This is a genomic window from Staphylococcus sp. LKG3-1 (genome assembly GCF_048568385.1).
GTDB classification, from domain to species: Bacteria; Bacillota; Bacilli; order Staphylococcales; family Staphylococcaceae; genus Staphylococcus; species Staphylococcus saprophyticus.
This window is the reverse complement of the sequence record NZ_CP183796.1, coordinates 923599-944621: the sequence shown is the minus strand read 5'-3', so window position 1 is coordinate 944621 and position 21023 is coordinate 923599. Positions and strand designations below refer to the sequence as shown.

At 32.8% G+C, this 21023-nt stretch carries 19 protein-coding genes and 23 tRNA genes; 38 read left to right on the top strand and 4 right to left on the bottom strand.

The genetic code is table 11. The features are described from left to right. The first annotated feature begins 5 nt into the window (after positions 1-5). From ACM595_RS04665 to fumC, 33 genes are all read left to right on the top strand, one after another. Positions 6-87, top strand: a tRNA-Leu gene (locus ACM595_RS04665). A 3-nt stretch (positions 88-90) separates the two neighbouring features. Further along, positions 91-165, top strand: a tRNA-Gly gene (locus ACM595_RS04660). Between the two features lie 7 nt (positions 166-172). Further along, positions 173-258, top strand: a tRNA-Leu gene (locus tag ACM595_RS04655). Positions 259-276: 18 nt separating this feature from the next. Further along, a tRNA-Arg gene (locus ACM595_RS04650) sits at positions 277-350 on the top strand. An 8-nt stretch (positions 351-358) separates the two neighbouring features. Next, positions 359-432, top strand: a tRNA-Pro gene (locus ACM595_RS04645). 20 nt (positions 433-452) lie between these two features. Next, positions 453-528 (top strand) — tRNA-Ala (locus ACM595_RS04640). A gap of 25 nt (positions 529-553) precedes the next feature. Continuing rightward, positions 554-627: transfer RNA gene (locus ACM595_RS04635), tRNA-Met, on the top strand. A 27-nt stretch (positions 628-654) separates the two neighbouring features. After that, positions 655-728, top strand: a tRNA-Ile gene (locus tag ACM595_RS04630). A gap of 9 nt (positions 729-737) precedes the next feature. Beyond that, a tRNA-Ser gene (locus ACM595_RS04625) sits at positions 738-830 on the top strand. Between the two features lie 44 nt (positions 831-874). Continuing rightward, positions 875-967 (top strand) — tRNA-Ser (locus ACM595_RS04620). 13 nt (positions 968-980) lie between these two features. Further along, positions 981-1054 (top strand) — tRNA-Met (locus ACM595_RS04615). A 9-nt stretch (positions 1055-1063) separates the two neighbouring features. Beyond that, positions 1064-1139, top strand: a tRNA-Asp gene (locus tag ACM595_RS04610). 8 nt (positions 1140-1147) lie between these two features. Then, positions 1148-1220, top strand: a tRNA-Phe gene (locus tag ACM595_RS04605). A 12-nt stretch (positions 1221-1232) separates the two neighbouring features. Next, a tRNA-Thr gene (locus ACM595_RS04600) sits at positions 1233-1308 on the top strand. Positions 1309-1314: 6 nt separating this feature from the next. Then, positions 1315-1398: transfer RNA gene (locus ACM595_RS04595), tRNA-Tyr, on the top strand. Positions 1399-1413: 15 nt separating this feature from the next. Continuing rightward, positions 1414-1487, top strand: a tRNA-Trp gene (locus ACM595_RS04590). 2 nt (positions 1488-1489) lie between these two features. Continuing rightward, a tRNA-His gene (locus ACM595_RS04585) sits at positions 1490-1562 on the top strand. An 11-nt stretch (positions 1563-1573) separates the two neighbouring features. Beyond that, positions 1574-1645: transfer RNA gene (locus ACM595_RS04580), tRNA-Gln, on the top strand. 9 nt (positions 1646-1654) lie between these two features. Continuing rightward, a tRNA-Cys gene (locus ACM595_RS04575) sits at positions 1655-1725 on the top strand. Positions 1726-1735: 10 nt separating this feature from the next. Then, positions 1736-1810 (top strand) — tRNA-Gly (locus tag ACM595_RS04570). A 21-nt stretch (positions 1811-1831) separates the two neighbouring features. After that, positions 1832-1906 (top strand) — tRNA-Gly (locus ACM595_RS04565). 9 nt (positions 1907-1915) lie between these two features. Then, positions 1916-1990 (top strand) — tRNA-Gly (locus ACM595_RS04560). A 212-nt stretch (positions 1991-2202) separates the two neighbouring features. Further along, positions 2203-2589, top strand: coding sequence for an aspartate 1-decarboxylase (gene panD, locus ACM595_RS04555; protein WP_002482870.1), 387 nt, complete (start codon positions 2203-2205; stop codon positions 2587-2589). 299 nt (positions 2590-2888) lie between these two features. Then, a tRNA-Leu gene (locus ACM595_RS04550) sits at positions 2889-2971 on the top strand. A gap of 201 nt (positions 2972-3172) precedes the next feature. After that, complete coding sequence (locus ACM595_RS04545) at positions 3173-4240, top strand: PTS transporter subunit IIC (RefSeq protein WP_041080130.1); 1068 nt, start codon at positions 3173-3175, stop codon at positions 4238-4240. Positions 4241-4869: 629 nt separating this feature from the next. Continuing rightward, on the top strand, positions 4870-6333 hold the full coding sequence (locus ACM595_RS04540; RefSeq protein WP_002482872.1) for an ABC transporter substrate-binding protein/permease: 1464 nt from the start codon (positions 4870-4872) through the stop codon (positions 6331-6333). After that, positions 6326-7048 carry an amino acid ABC transporter ATP-binding protein gene (locus ACM595_RS04535; protein WP_002482873.1) on the top strand — a complete coding sequence of 241 codons (723 nt, stop codon included), beginning with the start codon at positions 6326-6328 and terminating at the stop codon, positions 7046-7048. The genes ACM595_RS04540 and ACM595_RS04535 overlap by 8 nt, the downstream gene beginning before the upstream one ends. A gap of 160 nt (positions 7049-7208) precedes the next feature. Next, complete coding sequence (gene queG, locus ACM595_RS04530; protein WP_002482874.1) at positions 7209-8336, top strand: tRNA epoxyqueuosine(34) reductase QueG; 1128 nt, start codon at positions 7209-7211, stop codon at positions 8334-8336. 4 nt (positions 8337-8340) lie between these two features. Next, on the top strand, positions 8341-8811 hold the full coding sequence (trmL, locus tag ACM595_RS04525; RefSeq protein ID WP_002482875.1) for a tRNA (uridine(34)/cytosine(34)/5-carboxymethylaminomethyluridine(34)-2'-O)-methyltransferase TrmL: 471 nt from the start codon (positions 8341-8343) through the stop codon (positions 8809-8811). Positions 8812-8997: 186 nt separating this feature from the next. Continuing rightward, positions 8998-9597, top strand: coding sequence for a 6-phosphogluconolactonase (locus tag ACM595_RS04520; protein WP_002482876.1), 600 nt, complete (start codon positions 8998-9000; stop codon positions 9595-9597). A 21-nt stretch (positions 9598-9618) separates the two neighbouring features. Next, positions 9619-9804, top strand: a complete 186-nt coding sequence (locus ACM595_RS04515; RefSeq protein WP_011302805.1) for an SAS053 family DNA gyrase inhibitor — start codon at positions 9619-9621, stop codon at positions 9802-9804. A gap of 156 nt (positions 9805-9960) precedes the next feature. Continuing rightward, positions 9961-10377, top strand: coding sequence for a hypothetical protein (locus ACM595_RS04510; RefSeq protein ID WP_011302806.1), 417 nt, complete (start codon positions 9961-9963; stop codon positions 10375-10377). Between the two features lie 377 nt (positions 10378-10754). Further along, on the top strand, positions 10755-12140 hold the full coding sequence (fumC, locus tag ACM595_RS04505) for a class II fumarate hydratase (RefSeq protein WP_002482879.1): 1386 nt from the start codon (positions 10755-10757) through the stop codon (positions 12138-12140). Between the two features lie 202 nt (positions 12141-12342). Here fumC and ACM595_RS04500 read toward each other — a convergent pair whose 3' ends face one another. Further along, positions 12343-13170, bottom strand: coding sequence for an RluA family pseudouridine synthase (locus tag ACM595_RS04500; protein WP_002482880.1), 828 nt, complete (start codon positions 13168-13170; stop codon positions 12343-12345). Between the two features lie 184 nt (positions 13171-13354). On the opposite strand from ACM595_RS04500, the gene ACM595_RS04495 reads away from it, so the two are divergent. From ACM595_RS04495 to ACM595_RS04480, 4 genes are all read left to right on the top strand, one after another. After that, positions 13355-14470, top strand: a complete 1116-nt coding sequence (locus ACM595_RS04495; RefSeq protein ID WP_002482881.1) for a GAF domain-containing sensor histidine kinase — start codon at positions 13355-13357, stop codon at positions 14468-14470. Between the two features lie 14 nt (positions 14471-14484). After that, complete coding sequence (locus tag ACM595_RS04490; protein WP_002482882.1) at positions 14485-15108, top strand: response regulator; 624 nt, start codon at positions 14485-14487, stop codon at positions 15106-15108. Positions 15109-15233: 125 nt separating this feature from the next. Continuing rightward, a complete protein-coding gene (locus tag ACM595_RS04485) occupies positions 15234-16523 on the top strand; it encodes a dicarboxylate/amino acid:cation symporter (protein WP_002482883.1) in 1290 nt (429 codons plus the stop codon). A gap of 439 nt (positions 16524-16962) precedes the next feature. Next, on the top strand, positions 16963-17145 hold the full coding sequence (locus tag ACM595_RS04480; RefSeq protein WP_037538151.1) for a hypothetical protein: 183 nt from the start codon (positions 16963-16965) through the stop codon (positions 17143-17145). A 143-nt stretch (positions 17146-17288) separates the two neighbouring features. On the opposite strand, the gene ACM595_RS04475 is transcribed toward ACM595_RS04480, so the two are convergent. The 3 genes from ACM595_RS04475 to purU form a co-directional block, all read right to left on the bottom strand. Next, positions 17289-17597, bottom strand: a complete 309-nt coding sequence (locus tag ACM595_RS04475; RefSeq protein WP_115340512.1) for a hypothetical protein — start codon at positions 17595-17597, stop codon at positions 17289-17291. A 335-nt stretch (positions 17598-17932) separates the two neighbouring features. Continuing rightward, entirely contained in the window at positions 17933-18733 is an 801-nt protein-coding gene (locus ACM595_RS04470) for an ABC transporter permease (RefSeq protein ID WP_115340513.1), read from the bottom strand. A 474-nt stretch (positions 18734-19207) separates the two neighbouring features. Next, positions 19208-20059, bottom strand: coding sequence for a formyltetrahydrofolate deformylase (purU, locus tag ACM595_RS04465; protein ID WP_002482886.1), 852 nt, complete (start codon positions 20057-20059; stop codon positions 19208-19210). A 428-nt stretch (positions 20060-20487) separates the two neighbouring features. On the opposite strand from purU, the gene xdrA reads away from it, so the two are divergent. Then, positions 20488-20952: an XRE family transcriptional regulator XdrA gene (gene xdrA, locus ACM595_RS04460; RefSeq protein ID WP_002482887.1), complete on the top strand. Its 465-nt coding sequence runs from the start codon at positions 20488-20490 to the stop codon at positions 20950-20952. Positions 20953-21023: the final 71 nt, after the last annotated feature.

Below are 21023 nucleotides of genomic sequence, written 5' to 3'. Positions count from 1 at the left end.
ATATCGCGGGTGTGGCGGAATTGGCAGACGCACTAGACTTAGGATCTAGCGCCTTACGGCGTGGGGGTTCGACTCCCTTCACCCGCATATGCAGAAGTAGTTCAGCGGTAGAATACGACCTTGCCAAGGTCGGGGTCGCGGGTTCGAATCCCGTCTTCTGCTCCATTATTTTGCCGGGGTGGCGGAACTGGCAGACGCACAGGACTTAAAATCCTGCGATAAGTGATTATCGTACCGGTTCGATTCCGGTCCTCGGCATCATCCTATAAAAATTATGCGCCCATAGCTCAACTGGATAGAGTACTTGACTACGAATCAAGAGGTTATAGGTTCGACCCCTATTGGGCGCACTAATTTACGGGAAGTAGCTCAGCTTGGTAGAGCACTTGGTTTGGGACCAAGGGGTCGCAGGTTCGAATCCTGTCTTCCCGATTCCCTGAAAATTTGTATATGGGGGCTTAGCTCAGATGGGAGAGCGCCTGCTTTGCACGCAGGAGGTCAGCGGTTCGATCCCGCTAGTCTCCACCATATTTAATACAAACTAAAATACAACGGCGGTGTAGCTCAGCTGGCTAGAGCGTACGGTTCATACCCGTGAGGTCGGGGGTTCGATCCCCTCCACCGCCACTAATTATTAGTTGTAAATTATATTTAGGACCTTTAGCTCAGTTGGTTAGAGCTAACGGCTCATAACCGTTCGGTCGCAGGTTCGAGTCCTGCAAGGTCCATATAATTTTGGAGGAATACCCAAGTCCGGCTGAAGGGATCGGTCTTGAAAACCGACAGGGGCTTAACGGCCCGCGGGGGTTCGAATCCCTCTTCCTCCGCCATCTTTATAATAATTGAATATAATTTATTTTTAGCTAATATTTGTGGAGGAATACCCAAGTCCGGCTGAAGGGATCGGTCTTGAAAACCGACAGGAGCTTAACGGCTCGCGGGGGTTCGAATCCCTCTTCCTCCGCCATTTATATTATTAACGCGGGATGGAGCAGTTCGGTAGCTCGTCGGGCTCATAACCCGAAGGTCGGTGGTTCAAATCCGCCTCCCGCAATTTTTAAAAGGTCCCGTAGTGTAGCGGTTAACACGCCTGCCTGTCACGCAGGAGATCGTGGGTTCGAATCCCATCGGGACCGCCATTTATTATGGTTCAGTAGCTCAGTTGGTAGAGCAATGGATTGAAGCTCCATGTGTCGGCAGTTCGATTCTGTCCTGAACCATTTTTAATGCAAGCCGGCCTAGCTCAACTGGTAGAGCAACTGACTTGTAATCAGTAGGTTGGGGGTTCAAGTCCTCTGGCCGGCACCATCTTTTGGAGGGGTAGCGAAGTGGCTAAACGCGGCGGACTGTAAATCCGCTCCTTCGGGTTCGGCAGTTCGAATCTGCCCCCCTCCACCATTTATTTAATTTAATAGGGGCATATTTCAACGGTAGAATAGAGGTCTCCAAAACCTTTGATGTGGGTTCGATTCCTACTGCCCCTGCCATGGCGGTTGTGGCGAAGTGGTTAACGCATCGGATTGTGGTTCCGACACTCGTGGGTTCGATTCCCATCATCCGCCCTTAGTATTATTGGGCTATAGCCAAGCGGTAAGGCAATGGACTTTGACTCCATCACGCGCTGGTTCGAATCCAGCTAGCCCAGTTTTTTATTGGCGGCATAGCCAAGTGGTAAGGCAGAGGTCTGCAAAACCTTTATCACCGGTTCAAATCCGGTTGCCGCCTTCAACAATATGCGGGAGTAGTTCAACTTTTAGAACACGTTCCTTCCCGGAATGAGGTATAGGTGTAAGTCCTATCTTCCGCTCCATATTAAATTATTATATCCCATGCGGGGGTAGTTCAACTTTTAGAACACGTTCTTTCCCGGAACGAGGTGTAGGTGTAAGTCCTATCTTCCGCTCCATATTATTTTGCGGGAGTAGTTCAACTTTTAGAACACATTCCTTCCCGGAATGAGGTATAGGTGTAAGTCCTATCTTCCGCTCCATTTATTCTTCCATTAAGGAAGTTTTTTTTTACACTTTTTTAAGTATATAAATTTAATAATCACTTTGGATTGTTGTTTATTTATATTGAGGTAAATATTATTTTAACGTCTTAATCAATGTGGTATTATTAAGTGGTTATGTTATATGAAGTAATAATTAATACTTGATTTATGTATAATTAAAAATTTGAACTATAGGAGCTATAATTTCTATGATACGTACAATGATGAATGGAAAAATTCACAGAGCAAGAGTAACAGAATCTAATTTAAACTATGTAGGTAGTATTACGATTGATAAAGATATATTGGAAGCAGTAGATATATTACCCAATGAGAAAGTGGCAATTGTAAATAATAATAATGGTGCACGTTTTGAAACCTATGTTATTGAAGGAGAACGTGGAAGTGGTAAGATATGCTTAAATGGAGCTGCTTCTAGGTTAGTAGAAGTAGACGATGTTGTGATTATTATGACATATGTTCAATTAAATGAAACTGAGCTTATAAATCACGTACCTAAAGTAGCTGTAATGAATGAATTTAACCAAATAACACAAATGATTGGTGAAAAGGAAAATGAAATAATTTTAGATTGATTTTTAAGTAAATAGTTAATTTGATTTGTACTTAATAATTTGATTCTAATTAAAAATGATGAATTTATTTAAATTAAGACGTGGTAATTAGTTTAATTTATTTATAAGGCAAAGATATTATGAATAGTGACAATTTATACTTTTTTAGTAAGGTGTTTTTCTTTCAAAAGCTAGTGATTACGCTCTTTATTAAGAAATCTATTGACGACAAAAGTTCTAAGTTATATAATGTATTTATGCTGTTTCGAACATAAACGGTTACTTTTTGTAAAATAAGTGATCGCTCAATTATTTATTGAGCCGGTGTGGCGGAATTGGCAGACGCGCGGGACTCAAAATCCCGTTCCTTCTTGGAGTGTCGGTTCGATCCCGACCACCGGTATAACTATAGTAATAAACAGACTCTGTTTGTTTTTGAACCTCGTATCTACGAGGTTCTTTTTTTATGTCAAATATACGTTTTGTTTTAAATTTAAAAAAAGAATATAAATCATTGATATTATATTTACCATTATAACTTTATATTGTGGTTTTTAAGAAAGTATAATATTATGAGTCTAATGCTTTATTTGGAGGAAAATGAATGTCTAAGAGTAAAACTAAAAACAATAGTAGTAAACAATTTTTTAGCAACATACTTCAAGCTGTGGGTGCTGGTGTTGTAATTGCATTAATACCGAATGCATTGTTAGGAGAGTTATTAAAATTCTTCAAAGAAGGTAATCAATTATTAGAATCAGTGTATCAATTGGTTGTATTAATTCAATCATTTATGGCTTTTATTATTGGAGTATTAGCAGCGCATCAATTTAAATTTAGTGGTGCTGGTGCAACGATGGTTGGCGTTTCTGCAATGCTTGGTAGTGGGGCAGTAAAAATAACATCAAACGGTTTTATGTTAAATGGTATTGGAGATATTATAAATACGATATTAGTAGTCATGGTAGCCTGTTTTTTATATTTAATACTTCAAAACAAATTAGGATCGCTTGAAATGATTATTTTACCGGTAGTGATTCCGGTTGTAAGTGGCATTATAGGTATTTATACACTAGGGTATGTATCGAATGTGACGAAAGGAATTGGACATTTAGTGAGTTCTTTTACAGAACTGAATCCTATGTTGATGTCTATCCTTATCTGTGTTACATATTCTTTATTAATGGTTACACCCATATCTGTGGTAGCAATTGCCACTGCAATTGGTTTGTCTGGTTTAGGAAGTGGTGCAGCTAATATGGGTATTGTAGCAGCTTGTGTAACATTTTTATTCGGTTCAATACGAGTGAATGGTGCAGGTGTCAATCTTGTATTAATTATTGGTGCAGCTAAAATGATGATTCCAGTATACTTTAAACATTTAATCATCGCGGTGCCTTTAGTTATTAATGGTATCATAGGAGGGTTAATTGCTTATTTCATAGGAATTCAAGGGACACCAATGTCTGCTGGTTTTGGTTATACAGGTTTAGTAGGGCCAATAAACGCATTTAATCGGATGGATGGTGATCCAGTAATAAATATTATCCTTTTAATTTTTGGTTATCTTATTATTCCATTTGTAGCAGCATTTTTTGTACATGAATTATGTAAAAAATTCATAGGCAGTTATTCAGATGACATATATAGATTTGAAATACCAAAACAATAAAGTGTTTTGAATTTGTGTATGGCAGTTGGTTATCTAAGAAAATGAATATCTATACATTTTCAAGGTATTGTATAGGTGTAGTTAAGTCTAAAAATCTAAAACTTTAAGTTTATTATAGTGTCAATATTATTTTCTATGTCTATATATTTTACTTTAAGGTATAGAGTATAAATTAATGTATATTAACAAGCATGACAGCAACCTGTAATTGATTATGAAGCATAGGGCAGAAATTAAATTTTCTAGTGGGTCTTTTGTAGTTCCACCTATGTAACCAAGGCAGAGATAACTATGATAAAGGTCTGCCTGAGCTAACGTGCATGTATAAGTTTCACTAGAATTATATATAAGATTTAGCCTATGTATAAGAACTACTCTTTTCCATAAGAATAGGAAAAATAGTTTCTTTAAAATAAGTAGGCTATACATTTTCAATTTAGTCATTCAGTGCCTAATTGAACAAGAGTCTGAGACATCTAGTTTTGTCCCAGGCTCTCTTTTTTTATACTCAAGGGACAGAATTTGAGGTAATTAGCTGTTTATATAAGTTTAAATAGATTCCTAAAATTATATTGAATATTATTTCGTAATTATGTATAATAATGAATTATATAGAAAGGGGTTAGAAAATGAAACACATGATTAAATTGATTATGACTGTTATTTTAATTAGTAGCGGTATATTAACTTACATTAGCCCTGTTGCACATGGAGCGGAACAGGATCAATGGGATAAAATAAAAGCGCGTGGTGAATTACGCGTAGGTTTATCTGCAGATTATGCACCATATGAATTTGAGCATAATGTAAATGGTAAATCGGAATATGCAGGTATCGATATTGACTTAGCTAAAAAAGTAGCTAAAGATAATCATCTGAAATTAAAAATTGTAAATATGCAATTTGACAGTTTATTGGGAGCAATTAAGACTGGAAAAGTCGATTTAATTATTTCTGGTATGACACCAACACCAGAGCGTGAAAAAGAAGTAGATTTTTCTAACCCATATATGACAGTCCAACAAAAAATGATAATAAAAAAATCAGATGCAGATAATTTAAAAGATATTGATGATTTTGCAAATAAAAAAATAGGTGTTCAAAAACAAACACAACAAGAAAAAATTGCTCAGAGTGAAATTGATAATGCACAGGTACAATCTTTGACTAGAGTTCCAGAAGTAATCATGTCATTAAAGAGTGGTAAGGTAAAAGGAATGGTCATCGAAGGACCAGTAGCTGAAGCTTATTTGAAACAAAATAAAGATTTAACATTTGCTGAAAATGTTAAATTTAATGAAGGTACAAAAAGTACAGCAATCGCTGCTCCGAAACATTCTCCAAAATTAATGGAAAAATTGAATGCATCTATCAAAGATGTTAAAGATAATAATTTAATTAAGGATTATAAAGCTTCTGCGGCAGAAGCAATGAAAAAAGATGACGGTAATTTTTTCACTAAGTATGGTAATTTCTTCTTAAAAGGTATTCAGAACACGATATTAATTTCCATTGTTGGTGTTCTATTAGGGACAGTGTTTGGTGCTGGTATTGCTTTACTTAAGTTAAGCAAAATTAAATTATTAAGTTGGCTTGCTTCAGCTTATATTGAATTCCTAAGAGGGACACCGCTTTTAGTTCAAGTATTCCTTGTTTACTTTGGAACAACAGCAGTTCTTGGATTAAATATATCAGCGCTTATATGCGGTATGATTGCTTTAGTAATTAATTGTTCAGCATATATTGCCGAAATAATAAGAGCAGGTATTAACGCTGTTGATAGTGGACAAACTGAAGCAGCACGTAGTTTAGGTTTAACTTATGGTCAGACAATGAAGTCAGTTATTTTACCACAAGCTATTAAAAATATTTTACCGGCTTTAGGTAATGAATTTGTAACGGTAATTAAAGAATCGTCAATTGTTTCAGTCATTGGTGTTAGTGAAATAATGTTCAATGCACAAGTTGTACAAGGTGCGTCATTTGATCCATTTACACCATTAATCGTTGCTGCAATACTATACTTTATTCTTACATTTACATTATCTAGAGTGATGTATTACTTTGAAGGGAGAATGAAAGTTAGTGATTAATATTAAAAATTTATATAAATCTTTTGGTAAAAATGAAGTGCTCAAAGGAATTGATTTAACGGTTAATCAAGGTGAAGTCGTCGCAATCATTGGTCCTTCTGGTAGTGGGAAAAGTACATTACTTCGTTGCATGAATTTGTTAGAAACACCGACTAGTGGGGAAGTTATTTTTAAAGAACAACATTTAACTCATAACAGCACTGAGTTAGAAACCTTACGTCAACAAATGGGGATGGTATTTCAAAATTTTAATTTGTTTCCTCATAAAAAGGTCATAGATAATGTTATATTAGCGCCAAGTTTATTGAAAAAAGATAATATCGCTAATTTAAAACAACAGGCGAAATCATTACTTGAAAAGGTTGGATTAGCAGATAAAGCAGACGCTTATCCCTCTCAATTATCTGGTGGACAAAAGCAGAGGGTTGCAATTGCTAGAGCATTGGCAATGAATCCTGAAGTGTTATTATTTGATGAACCAACGTCAGCACTTGATCCTGAAGTTGTTGGTGATGTGCTTAAGGTAATGAAAGATCTAGCAAAAGAAGGTATGACAATGGTCGTTGTCACACATGAAATGAACTTTGCAAGGGATGTAAGTGATAAAGTGGTCTTTATGGCAGATGGCGTGATTGTTGAATCTGGATCGCCAACAGATATTTTTGATCATCAACAACATGAAAGAACTAAAAACTTCTTGAGTAGAGTACTATAAGCTGTTGAAACCAAGCATTTAAGGTTAGATTAATTAATAATCGTAACTTTAGATACTTGGTTTTTAATTTTGTCATGAAAAACTAAAATATGTCATACGCTAAACACTTCGGAATGTGTTAAACTATGGAATGTATGTTTTTAATGTGGGGTGTAATTAAATGGATTTAAACCAATTGAAACAAGATGTCATAGATTATGCTCATACAATTGGTATCGATAGTATTGGTTTTACTACAGCTGATCCTTTTGATGAGTTGAAACAAAAGTTAGCTGACTATCATGCGAAAGGCTATGCATCTGGTTTCGAAGAATCGGATATCGAATTGAGAACTGAACCGAAGTTATCGCTGCCGACAGCTAGATCAATCATTGCAATTGCAGTGGGTTATCCTAATAAATTGAAAGGCGCTCCTAAAAGTGTTCGTGGTGATCGCCGTGGTATGTTTGCACGAGCATCGTGGGGACAAGACTATCATTCGATTATGAGGAAACGCCTAGATAAATTAGGTGCGTATTTAGAAGAAAAAGTACCTGGTGTAGAAATACAATCAATGGTAGATACTGGTGTACTTTCAGATCGCGCAGTTGCTGAACGCGCGGGCTTAGGTTACGTAGGTAGAAACGGTTTTGTTATTAATCCAGAATTAGGTACATGGACATATCTAGGTGAAATGCTTGTAAGTATACCTTTTCCACCAGATGATCCGTTAATCGATAGTTGTGGTGATTGTACCATTTGTGTTGATCGTTGCCCAACTGGAGCACTTGTTGGTGATGGACAATTAAATAGTCAAAAATGTATCAGCTTTTTAACGCAAACTAAAGGGTATTTAGCTGATGAATATCGTTATAAAATTGGTAATCGTTTATATGGTTGTGATACATGTCAGCAAGTTTGTCCAAGAAATAAAGGAATCAATACTCAACAAGATGATATCGTATTAGAACCAGAAATTTTGAAACCTAGGTTGGTGCCTTTGTTGCAAATGAGTAATAAGGAATTTAAAAACACTTATGGTCATTTAGCAGGTGCATGGAGAGGGAAGAAACCGATACAGCGGAATGCTATCGTCGCATTAGCGCATTTTAAAGATGAAACTGCAATATCAGAATTACAAGAAGTAGCTTTGAATGATCCTAGACCCATGATTCGTGGTACTGCATATTGGGCAATAGGTCAAATTCAAGGTGAAGCGGCAAGGCCTTTTATAGAACAACATTATAATGATGAAATAGAAGAAGTCCAAGTAGAAATGATAAAAGGACTTGAAATGAGGAGCGAATAAAAGCATGACAAACCATATAGTATTATTTCAGCCACAAATACCTGGTAATACAGGCAGTATTGCTAGAACATGCGCTGGTACATATACACATTTACATTTAATTAAGCCATTAGGTTTTAGTACAGATGATAAAATGTTAAAACGTGCAGGCTTAGATTATTGGGAATCTGTGAACATTACCTATTATGAAAACATTGAATCATTTTTTGAAAACACAGATGGTACATACTATTTGTTGACTAAATTTGGTAAAAAGACGTATTCAGATTTTGATTTCACAGATACAGAACATGACCACTTTTTCATATTTGGACGAGAAACAACTGGATTACCTGATTGGGTAAAAGATGCTTATGCTGAAACTGCCTTAAGAATACCAATGAATGATAATATTAGATCATTAAATCTATCTAATACAGCTTCATTACTTATATACGAAGCTTTAAGACAACAAAGTTTCCCTGGGTTACATTAATTGTTTAAAATGAATGAAATTATAGTTAAAGCTTTGTATAATGAAGTTAAGCCTAAATATAATTTAAATCAGAAGAATCATAAGTTAAATTAAGTGAATAGTTTATGGTTACTGTAACAAGGGTAATAATAAAAATAATGCTAGAACGCGTCTTAATAGACAAAGAGAAAGAGGAGTGTAATTACTATGGCAATGAACTTTAAAGTTTTAGAAAATGAACAAGTTGTAGCGGAATATGCTGCAGATATCTTAAGAAAACAATTTAACAACAATCCAACAACAATTGCTGGTGTACACCTTTCAAGTGACAATGCACCAGTATTGGATGAATTAAAGAAAAATGTTGATAAACATGCAGTAGATTTTAGTCAAATTAATATTCTGGATTATGATAACAATAAATCATACTTTGAAGCACTTGGTGTTCCAGAAGGCCAAATCTTCAATGTTTCATTTGGTGAAGATACGGAATCATTTATTAAAGATAAAATCAAAACTAAAGAAAATAAAGGGAAATTAATTACACAAGTACTTTCTATTGATACAAATGGTAAATTAGATGTAAGTGTGAATCAAGGTTTATTCTCGTCACGTGAAGTTATTTTAATTATTACAGGTAGCAATAAAAAAGAAGTCGTTCATAAACTTTATGAAGAAAATGGTAAAACAAGTTTTGAACCTTCAGATTTAAAAGCGCACCGTATGGTTAATGTTATTTTAGATGAAGCGGCTGCTGAAGGTTTACCAGAAGATGTTAGACATTATTTCACTGCACGTTTTGCATAATTTATATGTGAGGTGATTGCAATGAGTTTAGATAAAAATCAAAATAATCTACATCGTGATGAATTAGAGTCAGAAAACGCGATGGTTGATGATTTAGAGGATGTCGTAGAATTAGGAAAAGAAATGGAACAAATCTCTGAAGAAAATGATGAAGATAAATTAGATAAATCACATGACCCAGCAGTACGTTCCGATTTAAATGAATAGTTTAAGCCACCTTTGTGAATTATTATGGTTCACAAAGGTTTTTTGTGTAATTGTGATGACGATTATTTTCGAAGTCATGTGGTAAAAAAAGAAATGCCATGTTAAATGTGAATGTGTTATTATTAAAGCATTATTGATTTAAGGAGAATTATATAAATGTTAAGCAAATATTGGAAATATATCATGATAAGTGCTGTTATTGTAAATTTAATTTCTATAAAAGGTTTTCCAATGGCAATTGGAGCGCTTTATTTACCAGTATTATTCAAAATTATTAAATTACAAATTAATTTATCACAAGGTTTAGTAGATCAAGTGAATGCATCAACTTTTGTAAAAAGTAATCAAACAGGCGTCATTATTAGTGTGTTATGTTGTATTGTTATAACTGTATTATTATTTAAGCCTTTAGGTAGCTTTTATGATAATTTAGATGGTTTCCTAGGATTATTAATAACAATTAGTCCAGTTACATTAGTGATAGGTGCGATCTTATTAATTTTAACTGCAGTTGGCGTGATTCAAGCGGCAAAAAATCAATTTAAAAGTGTTAATATCACTAAAGAGCGTTAAGACAATTTTTAATAATAGAGCTTTTAAGATTAATAAAATGTACGTCACTATGTTCATTCATCTAATATAAAAATTTTAATTGTATTTCCAATTATCGCGTCTGAGACAAAGTAGATGTCTCAGACGCTTTTTTTCATTTAGGCAGTAGATGACTGAATTGAAAAGGTAAAATCTCACTTATTTAAACAAACGATTAAAAAATTTGATTACTCTCCTGCTACCTTTTTATATAAAAGAAAAAATATCAATGTGTTGTTGTTTATGTATTTTAAAATTATCAATTGAATTATGAAAACGCTATATAATACGATTGCTCCTATAAAATGTTTAATGCTATACTAATAGCGAACAATGAATAATGAAGGGGAGAATTATAAATGTCAGTAAGAATAGAACATGATACATTCGGTGAAATTGAAGTACCTGCAGATAAATACTGGGGTGCACAAACAGAAAGAAGTAAACGTAATTTTCCAGTGGGTAAAGAACGTATGCCAATTGAAGTTGTATACGGATTTGCGCAATTAAAAAGAGGAGCAGCATTAGCTAATCATGCATTAGGTAAATTATCAGATGCCAAAAAAGATGCGATTGTCTATGCATGTGACCGCGTATTAAATAAAGAATTAGATGAACATTTCCCACTTGTTGTTTGGCAAACAGGGAGTGGTACACAAAGTAATATGAATGTAAACGAAGTTGTAAGTTATGTTGCCAATACTTACTTAAAAGAGCAAGGTATCGATGAGTCTATTCATCCTAATGATGATGTAAATAAATCTCAAAGTTCTAATGATACATTCCCAACAGCAATGCATGTTGCATTATACAATGAAGTTGAAACAAAATTAGAACCTGCATTAAAAACACTGAGAGATACGTTTAAACAAAAAGAAGAACAATATCACGATATTATTAAAATTGGGCGTACGCATCTACAAGATGCTACACCGATTCGACTAGGTCAAGAAATTAGTGGTTGGCGTTATATGTTAGATAAATGTGAAACGTTGTTAAGTGAATCAAAAGCGCATATTTTAAACTTAGCTATTGGTGGTACTGCAGTAGGTACAGGAATTAATGCACATCCAGAGTTTGGTGACAAAGTAGCTAAATTTATAGCTGAAAATACAGGCTATCCTTTTGTATCATCTGAAAATAAATTCCATGCATTAACAGCACATGACGAAGTTGTACAATTGCATGGTACACTTAAAGCACTTGCAACAGATCTAATGAAAATTGCCAATGATGTAAGATGGTTAGCTTCAGGACCTCGTGCGGGTCTTGCTGAGATTTCCATACCAGAGAATGAACCTGGTTCATCTATCATGCCTGGTAAGGTTAATCCAACGCAATGTGAAATGTTAACTATGGTTGCAGTTCAAGTAATGGGTAATGATACAGCAGTTGGTATTGCAAGTTCACAAGGTAACTTTGAACTCAATGTATACAAACCAGTTATTTTATTAAATACCTTGCAGTCAATTTATTTATTAGCAGATGGTATGGACACATTTAATAATAATTGTGCAGTTGGTATTGAGCCAATTCCAGAGAATATTGATAATTATTTAAACCAATCATTAATGCTCGTAACTGCTTTGAATCCACACATTGGATATGAAAAAGCAGCTAGTATCGCTAAAAAAGCTCACCGTGAAGGGCTTACTTTAAAAGAATCAGCAATTAATTCAGGGTATGTTACAGAAGAACAATTCGAACAATGGATTAAACCAGAAGATATGGTTGAACCTAAATAAAACTCCATAGAGCACTGAAAATACAAATATTTAAATTAAGAGAGCTAATCCTATCATATGGATTAGCTCTTTTTGTTTTATACTTTAATGCGTTGAACGTTAGCAATTGACTACAGAATAATCAAATGCAACAGTTTTTTTACACTTAATAGTATGCTAGCTTATTTTAATAGAGATAAGGTATTGCAATTATTTTATATGATTAAACTTCATCGTCTAAACTTACAGTTATACTTTCTTGTGTGAGTGGATGAATAAATTCTATTTTGTGACTATTTAATTCTAATTTTCTTAACGTAGAGTTACCATATAATGGATCACCAATAACTGGGTGACCAATTTCTGCTAAGTGTACACGAATTTGATGCGTTCTACCGGTATCTAATTTTATTTCTAATTCACAGACGTCTTCTTTAATCATTTTTGAATTTAAAATATGTGTGATTGCAGATTGACCTGTAGAAGAGACACGACGTTTATTAGAATGAAATTTATCTTTACCAATAGGCATATCGATAGTCTGAGGTTTGATAGGTAATAAACTATGTACATTTGCTTTATATATACGGTCTATTTCATTTTCCTCTAGCATACGGTCTAAGATTTTTTTCATTAATGGGTTTTTTGCGACGATTAATAAACCAACTGTTTCTTGGTCTAATCGGTGAATAGGTTCTACATAATCACTTTTTATTGTATAAATGACATGGTTCATTAATGTATTACTTTCTTTTAAATCATTTGGATGTGTTTTCACACCTTTTGGTTTCATGACAATTGCTATGTCATCATCTTCATAATAAATTTGAGCGAAGCGGTAACTAGGTAAGTAATTACTCACTTCATCTGGTGTTGGAATATAAACATTATCGCCAGTATTTACTTTAGTCATGAGCGTTCCAGGCGATTCGTTAATGGTAATTACTTTCGACATATTTAAAGTGTGTAAATCTTTTTTTGGTAAGTGCAATTGTTGAAAAATTTCTCTTAATGTTAATTGATTATATTTATTAGGGATTTCAAATTTCATAGTATCCTCCTTGATTATCAACTATTATCATACCATAAAGAAAGTATTAAAAATATTAGTCAAATGAATTCTATATTTAAAATTTAAATGAATGCATTTATTAATGTTGTAGAAGCAACATTTTAAAATTTAACATGAAGAAGGTATAATATATATTAAAGTAGTAACGGAATGGAATGGTTAAATGGAAAAACCGACAAGACTTGCATTACTTAAAGAAATAGCTGAATTTTTAAATGAAGAAACAGAAACATACAGCATGATGGATGGCGCGTTGAGATATCTTATAGAAGGAACGGATTTTACTACTGGATGGATTTTCTTTATAGATGATGTAGGGCAACATGAATTAGTCTCGCATTTTGAGCTTCCAGGAGCGTTAGCCAAAGACAATTGTAAATACATGTGTGAAGGCACGTGTTGGTGTGTTCAAGCATATCAAAATAAAAAGTTAACTAAGGCATCAAATATTATAAATTGCTCTCGCATTAATTTAGCTAATCGTGCACATCATGCTGAAACAAATGGTATTACACATCATGCAACGGTGCCATTACGTTCAGGAGAAGAACAGTTTGGATTATTAAATGTGGCGACACCTTATAAAACAAGCTACAGTGAAGAGGACTTAGAATTACTAGAGTCAGTTGCTTTTCAAATAGGTTCTGCTATCAAACGAATTATTCTCACAAATAAAGAAAAAGAAGCTGCTCGTATCAGTGAAAGAAATCGATTAGCTCGAGATTTACATGATTCAGTGAATCAATTATTATTTTCTGTGAAACTGACTGCACATGCTGCCCAGGGTATTACGAAAGAGGAAGTATCACGGAATGCGTTTAATGTAATAGAAGATACAAGTCAACAAGCCGTGAATGAGATGCGGTCATTGATCTGGCAACTTAAACCTGTTGGATTAGAACAAGGATTAGTAAATGCATTAAATAACTATAGTGATATTTTACAAATTGAGTTAAGTGTAAAAGTTGAAGGTTTGATTAATTTACCAAGTTTAATAGAAGAAAATGTCTACCGTATTATCCAAGAAGCTATGAATAATACTAAGAAACATGCGAATACAAATGAGATTAATGTGAAATTGACGCAAAATCATCAATCTTTAATCGTGGAAATTAAAGATTTTGGTAAAGGTTTTAATATGAATCAATTAAATTTTAATTATTCACATGGAATCAATAATATGAGACAACGTGCGAAAGCGATAAATGGTAATTTAGATATTGAATCAATTGAAAACAAGGGTACTAAAATATATATAAGCGTGCCGTTGTCGTTATAGGAAGGAAGAAAGTTATGAGTCGAATTATACTTGTAGATGATCATCATATTGTTAGGCAAGGATTAGAATTTTTATTATCAACGGTAGAAGATTTAGAGGTTATAGGTGGATTTTCAGATGGTCAAACCTTTTTAGATTATCTAGAAAACAACACGTTACCCGATATTGTATTATTAGATTTAGTAATGCCAAAAATGAATGGTATTGAAATTACAGAATGGATGAAGAAAAAATATCCAAATGTAAAAATATTAGTGTTAACAAGTTATATTGATGATGAACATGTTATTTCTGCAATTGATAAAGGTGCAGATGGTTATGAGATGAAAGATGTAGAGCCTGAGCAATTAATAAAAACAATAAAACATGTTCTTGCAGGAGAAAAAATTATTCATCCTCAAGCACAACATGTCATTGAAACAGTAAGTAAAAAGCCACATTATGCAAACAAGCTTTCAAAAAGGGAATCAGAAGTACTTACGGAAATGGCAAAAGGTAAAACAAATAAAGAAATTGCAGAAACACTTTTTGTATCAGAGAAAACAATTAAAACGCATGTTAGCCATATATTTAGTAAACTTCAAGTAACGGATCGTACACAGGCGGCAATTTATGCTATGCAAAACAATTTAATATAGTGTGTAATAAAACGATCATAAATAATGGCATGGCATGGCAATATATCTATTTTGGTGAATTATTACTTTAATTTATATAAAAATACTATATAATAAATAGTAATAACTAAAAGGGGGATATTGCTATGAAAACGAAGCATCTTTCATTAAAGATTGTCATCGCGTTAGTATTAGGTATTGCAATTGGTTCTATCTTTAATGTATTTTCGAATACAGCTTTTGTAGAAAACGTAGATAAATACCTATTTAATGTTATCGGACAAATCTTTCTGAATTTAATCTTTATGTTAGTAGTGCCAGTTGTTTTTGTTTCCATCGTCTTAGGGGTAGTCGGTGTAGGTGATCCAAAATTATTAGGGGGCATAGGTATAAAAACGATTACCTTCTATTTAACCACGACAGCGATTGCAATTATCATTGGTATTACATTGGCTTTAGTATTACAACCCGGTGCTGGAAAATCAGAACTATTAAATAGTGATGATGTATCCAGTTATCAACAAACATTAGAGAAAGAAGACAGTTCACAAGATTCAGCCGCCAAACAAACATTTGATCAAACTTTAATTAATTTATTTCCTAAAAATCCATTGCAAGCCATGACGGATGAAAATATGTTGCAAATTATTACATTTGCTATTTTCATTGGTGTAGGTATTATCATGGTGGGTTCAAAGGCACAAATGGTTCATAAATTTTTAGAACAAACCAATGATGTACTCATGTATATTGTAACAATGATTATGAGTGTCTTTGCACCAATTGGTACATTTGGTCTTGTAGCACATGCCTTTACTGGTGCTGGATTTGGGGCAATCCAGCAATTAGGTATGTATTTCTTTATTGTCTTACTGGGGTTAGGGATTCATTTCTTTGTGGTATATGGTGCTGCCGTTAAATTTGTGGCAAAATCAAGTCCATTAAAGTTTTTCAAAGACTTTATTCCAGCTATCACATTAGGTTTTAGTGCTTCAAGTTCTACGGCTACTTTACCTGTATCATTAGAATGCACGAAAAAAATGGGGGTTAGACGGGAAATTGCTTCATTTGTTCAACCCTTAGGCGCAACGATTAACATGGATGGTACTGCCATAATGCAAGGTGTTGCAACGATATTTATCGCTCAAATTTCTGGCGTGACTTTATCTGTTTCGCAAATTATAACAGTTGTCGTTATAGCAGTTGTGGCATCTATTGGTACAGCTGGGGTTCCTGGCGTGGGATTGATTATGCTCGCAATGGTATTAAATGCAGTAGGACTAGATCCAGCAGCCATCGGTATTATTTTAGGGATTGATAGATTACTTGATATGACAAGAACATCAGTCAATATAACAGGCGACGCAGCATGTGCTTTAGTTATTTCAAATGCTGAAGAAAGAAAGTTAGCAAAAGAACGTACACTTAATGAATAAATATAGATTAATAAAGGGTAGGGCATAGAAATCAAATTTTCTAATATAGATTACGTCGTCCTACCTATGCAATCAAGGCAAAGATGACTAGAATAAAGCTTTACCTGAGCTAACGTGCATACATAAGTCTCACTAGCATTTTTATGTGGCATATCTAAGCTTTAGCTTATGCAAAAGAACGATTTGTTTCTATAAAAATGGAAAAATAGTTTTTATAAATAAGTGAGTCTTTATATTTTCAACTCAATCATCTACTGCCTAATTGAAAAAGTCTGAGACATCTATTTTGTCTCAGACTTTTTAATGCGTACTGATATGCTTTAATAGGTTCGTATTTTTAATAATCATAAACACTGAAACACGGATATCATCAAATTAGAAGTGATTTGCATCATATGTTATCTTGTGATTGAACTAAATTTGAAGGAGCACTATGCATATGAATAAAAATAAATTATATGTACTGATTGTCTTAGCAATTTGTTTAATAATAACGGTGATATGCACATACTTTTTTATAAACAGAGGTCATTATTCAGTATTCATAACATTATCTATACCTTTTATCATTTTAATTATTGATTATTTCTTTGGCAGAAAAGATGATAAAGATAAGTATTGACAGCCGATTAAATTAGATGCAATATATGTGCAATAACATAAGTAAGTTGCACGTTTGATAGGCAAATTTAATTGATAATCAGTTGTCTGTTACAAACATTTTTTTAGTAACTTGTATTAAAAATGATGAAGGCTAAATGGGTATTATGTAATAGCATGATACAGTTCTACAAATTTTTTTGCATCTTTACGATGGACTTGATCAAATATCCATGTTTCACCATCATGGTCCATTATTGTAATTCTAAAAGGTGAAAGTGAGAAACCTGTCTTCAAGCTTTTGATATCTGTAAATAAAAATGTCTCCTTAATATTTCCAATTTGCATTGTCTCTAGAGATTTAAAGATGATACGATCATCTAGCAAAATGAGTTGCCCTGAAACAGTTTGTAATTGAAAAAATTTTAACGAAGCACTTATAACAATGACGGGATGATTGATATCTACTTGCATAATTAATTCCCCAATCTAAAGTTTATTTGTCATATATTGATAAAACATTTACTTATAAATTATTTTAATTGAGTATAACATGAGAATAGTCTATTACAAATTACATATATGAAATGTCGGATAATGGTGGAGTTTCAATAATGATTACATCGTTTAGCTAAGGGCGGTTAAATTGAGAAGTGGAAAATAATGTACATTTAAGCTAATGCACATGTATAAAGCCCCGGATACACTTTATATAGAATACAAAAGCTAGAGCTTATGTATAGGAATGCCTTATTTTCATAAAATGAAAAAGTAGTTCTATCAATGTAAGGGGGCTTTATTATGATAAATTACATAAAATCAGCAAAATGATCTCTATAACGCATGTGCACGACAGCTCCTACGATAAAAAGAATCAAGACAAGTACAAAATTATAAACAGTTAAATGCCAATGATTAATAAAATACCATTCTTTGTGCAATAGGGCGGCTCGGTATCCTTCAGATAAAAAATAAATCGGGTTTAATTTCATGACTGTTACCACAATTTCATTTTTAGGTGCGTATAATATGGAAGATACAAAAAATATGATTCTCATTAACGATTGAATAACCATTTGCGTATCACGAATCAATACGGCCAAAGTTGATGTTAATATTGAGATAATAGTCGTTAATATTAAGGCATAAGGTACATAAATTAATAATTGTAATGAATAAATAGAAGGGTGATATCCACCCGAAAAGCAAATGATTAACACAATCAACAATAAGCCGAGATGTCCATAAAATCTACTAAATACAATGTAACTAGGTATGACAGATAATGGAAATTTCATTTTTGCAACTTGATTGTATTTTGATACAATCGCTTTTGTACCCTCTAAAACACCTTGATTTACAAAAAACCACATACTTATACCTACAATAAGCCAATAAATAAAAGGTATCCCATCATGAGTAGCATTATTCCGTAAACCTAGACCAAATACAAACCAATATACTGCAATTTGCAATGCTGGATTAATGATTTCCCAAGCTACACCTAAATAGTTGTTATGGTTAGAAATTCGTAATTGGAAATCTGCTAGTCTTTTAATTAAATACAGGTTCGTCAACTGTTCCTTTAATATAAACCATACTGAATTCATTTGAACATATCACGCTTTCATATTTAGTTTTTATTAATATTAGTGAAAATAATTATACATTATTTTTGGAATGTAAGTAAATGAATTATCATGTGATACATAGAATATTTTGAGTCATATGATAGGGAGAATAAAAATAGATTATTGAATAGTGCGATTAGATCATTGCTTTCCAATATACTGGTATTTCGAGTCTATTAAAATTTAAAAAAATTAATGAAATCGCAAAATCATTTTATAATCGTCAGATTCTGTTGTATAACAGAATTGAACGATATATAAGTAAATTAAAGAAGTATATTACAGGAGTAAGTGGAACTATATATAAATAATAAAGTTATCTGAAGTCAATACAATGAGTTTCAGATAACTTTAAATGTATCTATTTATAATAGTAGGTTTTAGAAAATATATAATTCTTAAAAATTTTATTTTTTATCTCTGAAACAGTGATTAGTACACAAAAAATATTTGTTAATTAAAGACAATCGTCTTATTTCCATCATTTACAATAATTTTATGTTGTACGTGATATTCGACTGCTTGTGCTAGCACGGTTGATTCAACGTGACGTCCTATTTTTCTTAAATCTTGAACACTATAGCGATGATTTATGCGTGTGACATCCTGTTCGATAATTGGGCCTTCATCTAAATCCGACGTAACATAATGACTTGTAGCGCCTACAAGTTTAACACCGCGTTCCCAAGCTTGTTTATAAGGATTTGCACCGATAAATGATGGCAAGAATGAATGATGAATATTTATAATTTGGTTTGGATAATGACTTACAAAATGATCAGTTAAAATTTGCATATATTTTGCTAGTACAATGAGATCGATTTCGTGATGGCTACAAATATTAAGTATCTCTTGCTCTACTTCTTGTTTCTCTTTATTATTTGGCACATAATAAAATGGAATAGACAAAGATTCAGCAAAATGTCTGTTTGTTTCATGGTTACTTACGACACATACAATTTCTGCAGGCAATTCACCTCGTTGTATTCTTAATAGCACTTCGTTAAATGCGTGATCTTCTTTAGAAACAAATAATGCGATTTTCGTTTTATCATTATTATCGAAAAGTTCAAATTTTATATCGTATTGATTTAAAGTCGATTCTAATGCTTCTTTAAGTTCTGTGACTTGTTCAAATTCTAAGCGTAAAAATAATTTACCATTTTCAGATTGGTTGCTTTCATACTCTGTAAAATGATCTAAATGTAAAATATTAGATCCATGATCCGCAATAATCGTTGTAATTAATGACGTTAAACCTACGCTGTCTGTACATCTAGCTAGTAATATATATGTATTTTTCATATTAAGCACCTCAAAATTTTAAAAGTAACTCAGATTATAATGAAAATTCTAAATAATGTAAACAAAAGCTATCATTTAAATTAATTTAGAGAAATTTGTAGTTTATCTATGCGTAAACAAGAAAAATGGTCTATAATAATAAATAGTGTTTTTATCTTAAAAGAGTAATAAGTAATTTGAGTTGATAACACATTTCACAATAATAATACGCTTACAAACAAAGTGATTTTTGTTTTTAAAATATTATAAGATATAAGATTGATTATTTTGATAATTGCGCCAATGATAATTAACAATGAAAATTTCATTTCACTCTTTTATTTTCCTAAAAATTGTATTATGATGTAATTTGTGTTTCAAGAAGCGTGTATTATTGCAATTTCTTGTGTCCGGATAAAATATTCTTTTATGAAAGGTAGATTAAAGTAATGGATAGACAGAGTTTCACAGATTTAATTCAAACAAAATTTAAAATGGTACGTATTGAAGCAGGTTATACGCAAGATACGATGGCCCAAACAATAGGTCTTTCTAAAAAGACATTGGTACAAATAGAAAAAGAGAGAGTATTACCTAACTGGACAACATGTGTGTCAATTTGTGCATTATTTAGAGATTCAGATGTGTTAAATAGTACATTTGGATGTGATCCTCTAGAAATGGTACAAACGATTTCTCGTAATCATTGTGCATATCCTAACCATTCTACAACAAGTGATATCTATTGGAACACTGTTGATAGTCGTAATGGCTTCATCTTACAAAGTAACAAAGTGAGTGATATCTATCGTGTGCTAAATCAAGAGACACAGCCGATATTTGGTACTTCAAAATTAAGAGAAGCTGAAACTTATTTTGGTAGAATTTCTAAAGAAGAATTAATGCACGTATAATATTAATTCAATTAGTGATAGAAGAATCATTATTTATATAATTATCAGTCATGGGAAGTGATATTATATAT

Bases quoted from the DNA above. Each gene is read 5' to 3' on its own strand.
- panD (WP_002482870.1), top strand. From the start codon at position 2,203: ATGATACGTACAATGATGAATGGAAAAATTCACAGAGCAAGAGTAACA.
- ACM595_RS04545 (WP_041080130.1), top strand. From the start codon at position 3,173: ATGTCTAAGAGTAAAACTAAAAACAATAGTAGTAAACAATTTTTTAGC.
- ACM595_RS04540 (WP_002482872.1), top strand. From the start codon at position 4,870: ATGAAACACATGATTAAATTGATTATGACTGTTATTTTAATTAGTAGC.
- queG (WP_002482874.1), top strand. From the start codon at position 7,209: ATGGATTTAAACCAATTGAAACAAGATGTCATAGATTATGCTCATACA.
- trmL (WP_002482875.1), top strand. From the start codon at position 8,341: ATGACAAACCATATAGTATTATTTCAGCCACAAATACCTGGTAATACA.
- ACM595_RS04520 (WP_002482876.1), top strand. From the start codon at position 8,998: ATGGCAATGAACTTTAAAGTTTTAGAAAATGAACAAGTTGTAGCGGAA.
- ACM595_RS04515 (WP_011302805.1), top strand. From the start codon at position 9,619: ATGAGTTTAGATAAAAATCAAAATAATCTACATCGTGATGAATTAGAG.
- ACM595_RS04510 (WP_011302806.1), top strand. From the start codon at position 9,961: ATGTTAAGCAAATATTGGAAATATATCATGATAAGTGCTGTTATTGTA.
- fumC (WP_002482879.1), top strand. From the start codon at position 10,755: ATGTCAGTAAGAATAGAACATGATACATTCGGTGAAATTGAAGTACCT.
- ACM595_RS04500 (WP_002482880.1), bottom strand. From the start codon at position 13,170: ATGAAATTTGAAATCCCTAATAAATATAATCAATTAACATTAAGAGAA.
- ACM595_RS04495 (WP_002482881.1), top strand. From the start codon at position 13,355: ATGGAAAAACCGACAAGACTTGCATTACTTAAAGAAATAGCTGAATTT.
- ACM595_RS04490 (WP_002482882.1), top strand. From the start codon at position 14,485: ATGAGTCGAATTATACTTGTAGATGATCATCATATTGTTAGGCAAGGA.
- ACM595_RS04485 (WP_002482883.1), top strand. From the start codon at position 15,234: ATGAAAACGAAGCATCTTTCATTAAAGATTGTCATCGCGTTAGTATTA.
- ACM595_RS04480 (WP_037538151.1), top strand. From the start codon at position 16,963: ATGAATAAAAATAAATTATATGTACTGATTGTCTTAGCAATTTGTTTA.
- ACM595_RS04475 (WP_115340512.1), bottom strand. From the start codon at position 17,597: ATGCAAGTAGATATCAATCATCCCGTCATTGTTATAAGTGCTTCGTTA.
- ACM595_RS04470 (WP_115340513.1), bottom strand. From the start codon at position 18,733: ATGAATTCAGTATGGTTTATATTAAAGGAACAGTTGACGAACCTGTAT.
- purU (WP_002482886.1), bottom strand. From the start codon at position 20,059: ATGAAAAATACATATATATTACTAGCTAGATGTACAGACAGCGTAGGT.
- xdrA (WP_002482887.1), top strand. From the start codon at position 20,488: ATGGATAGACAGAGTTTCACAGATTTAATTCAAACAAAATTTAAAATG.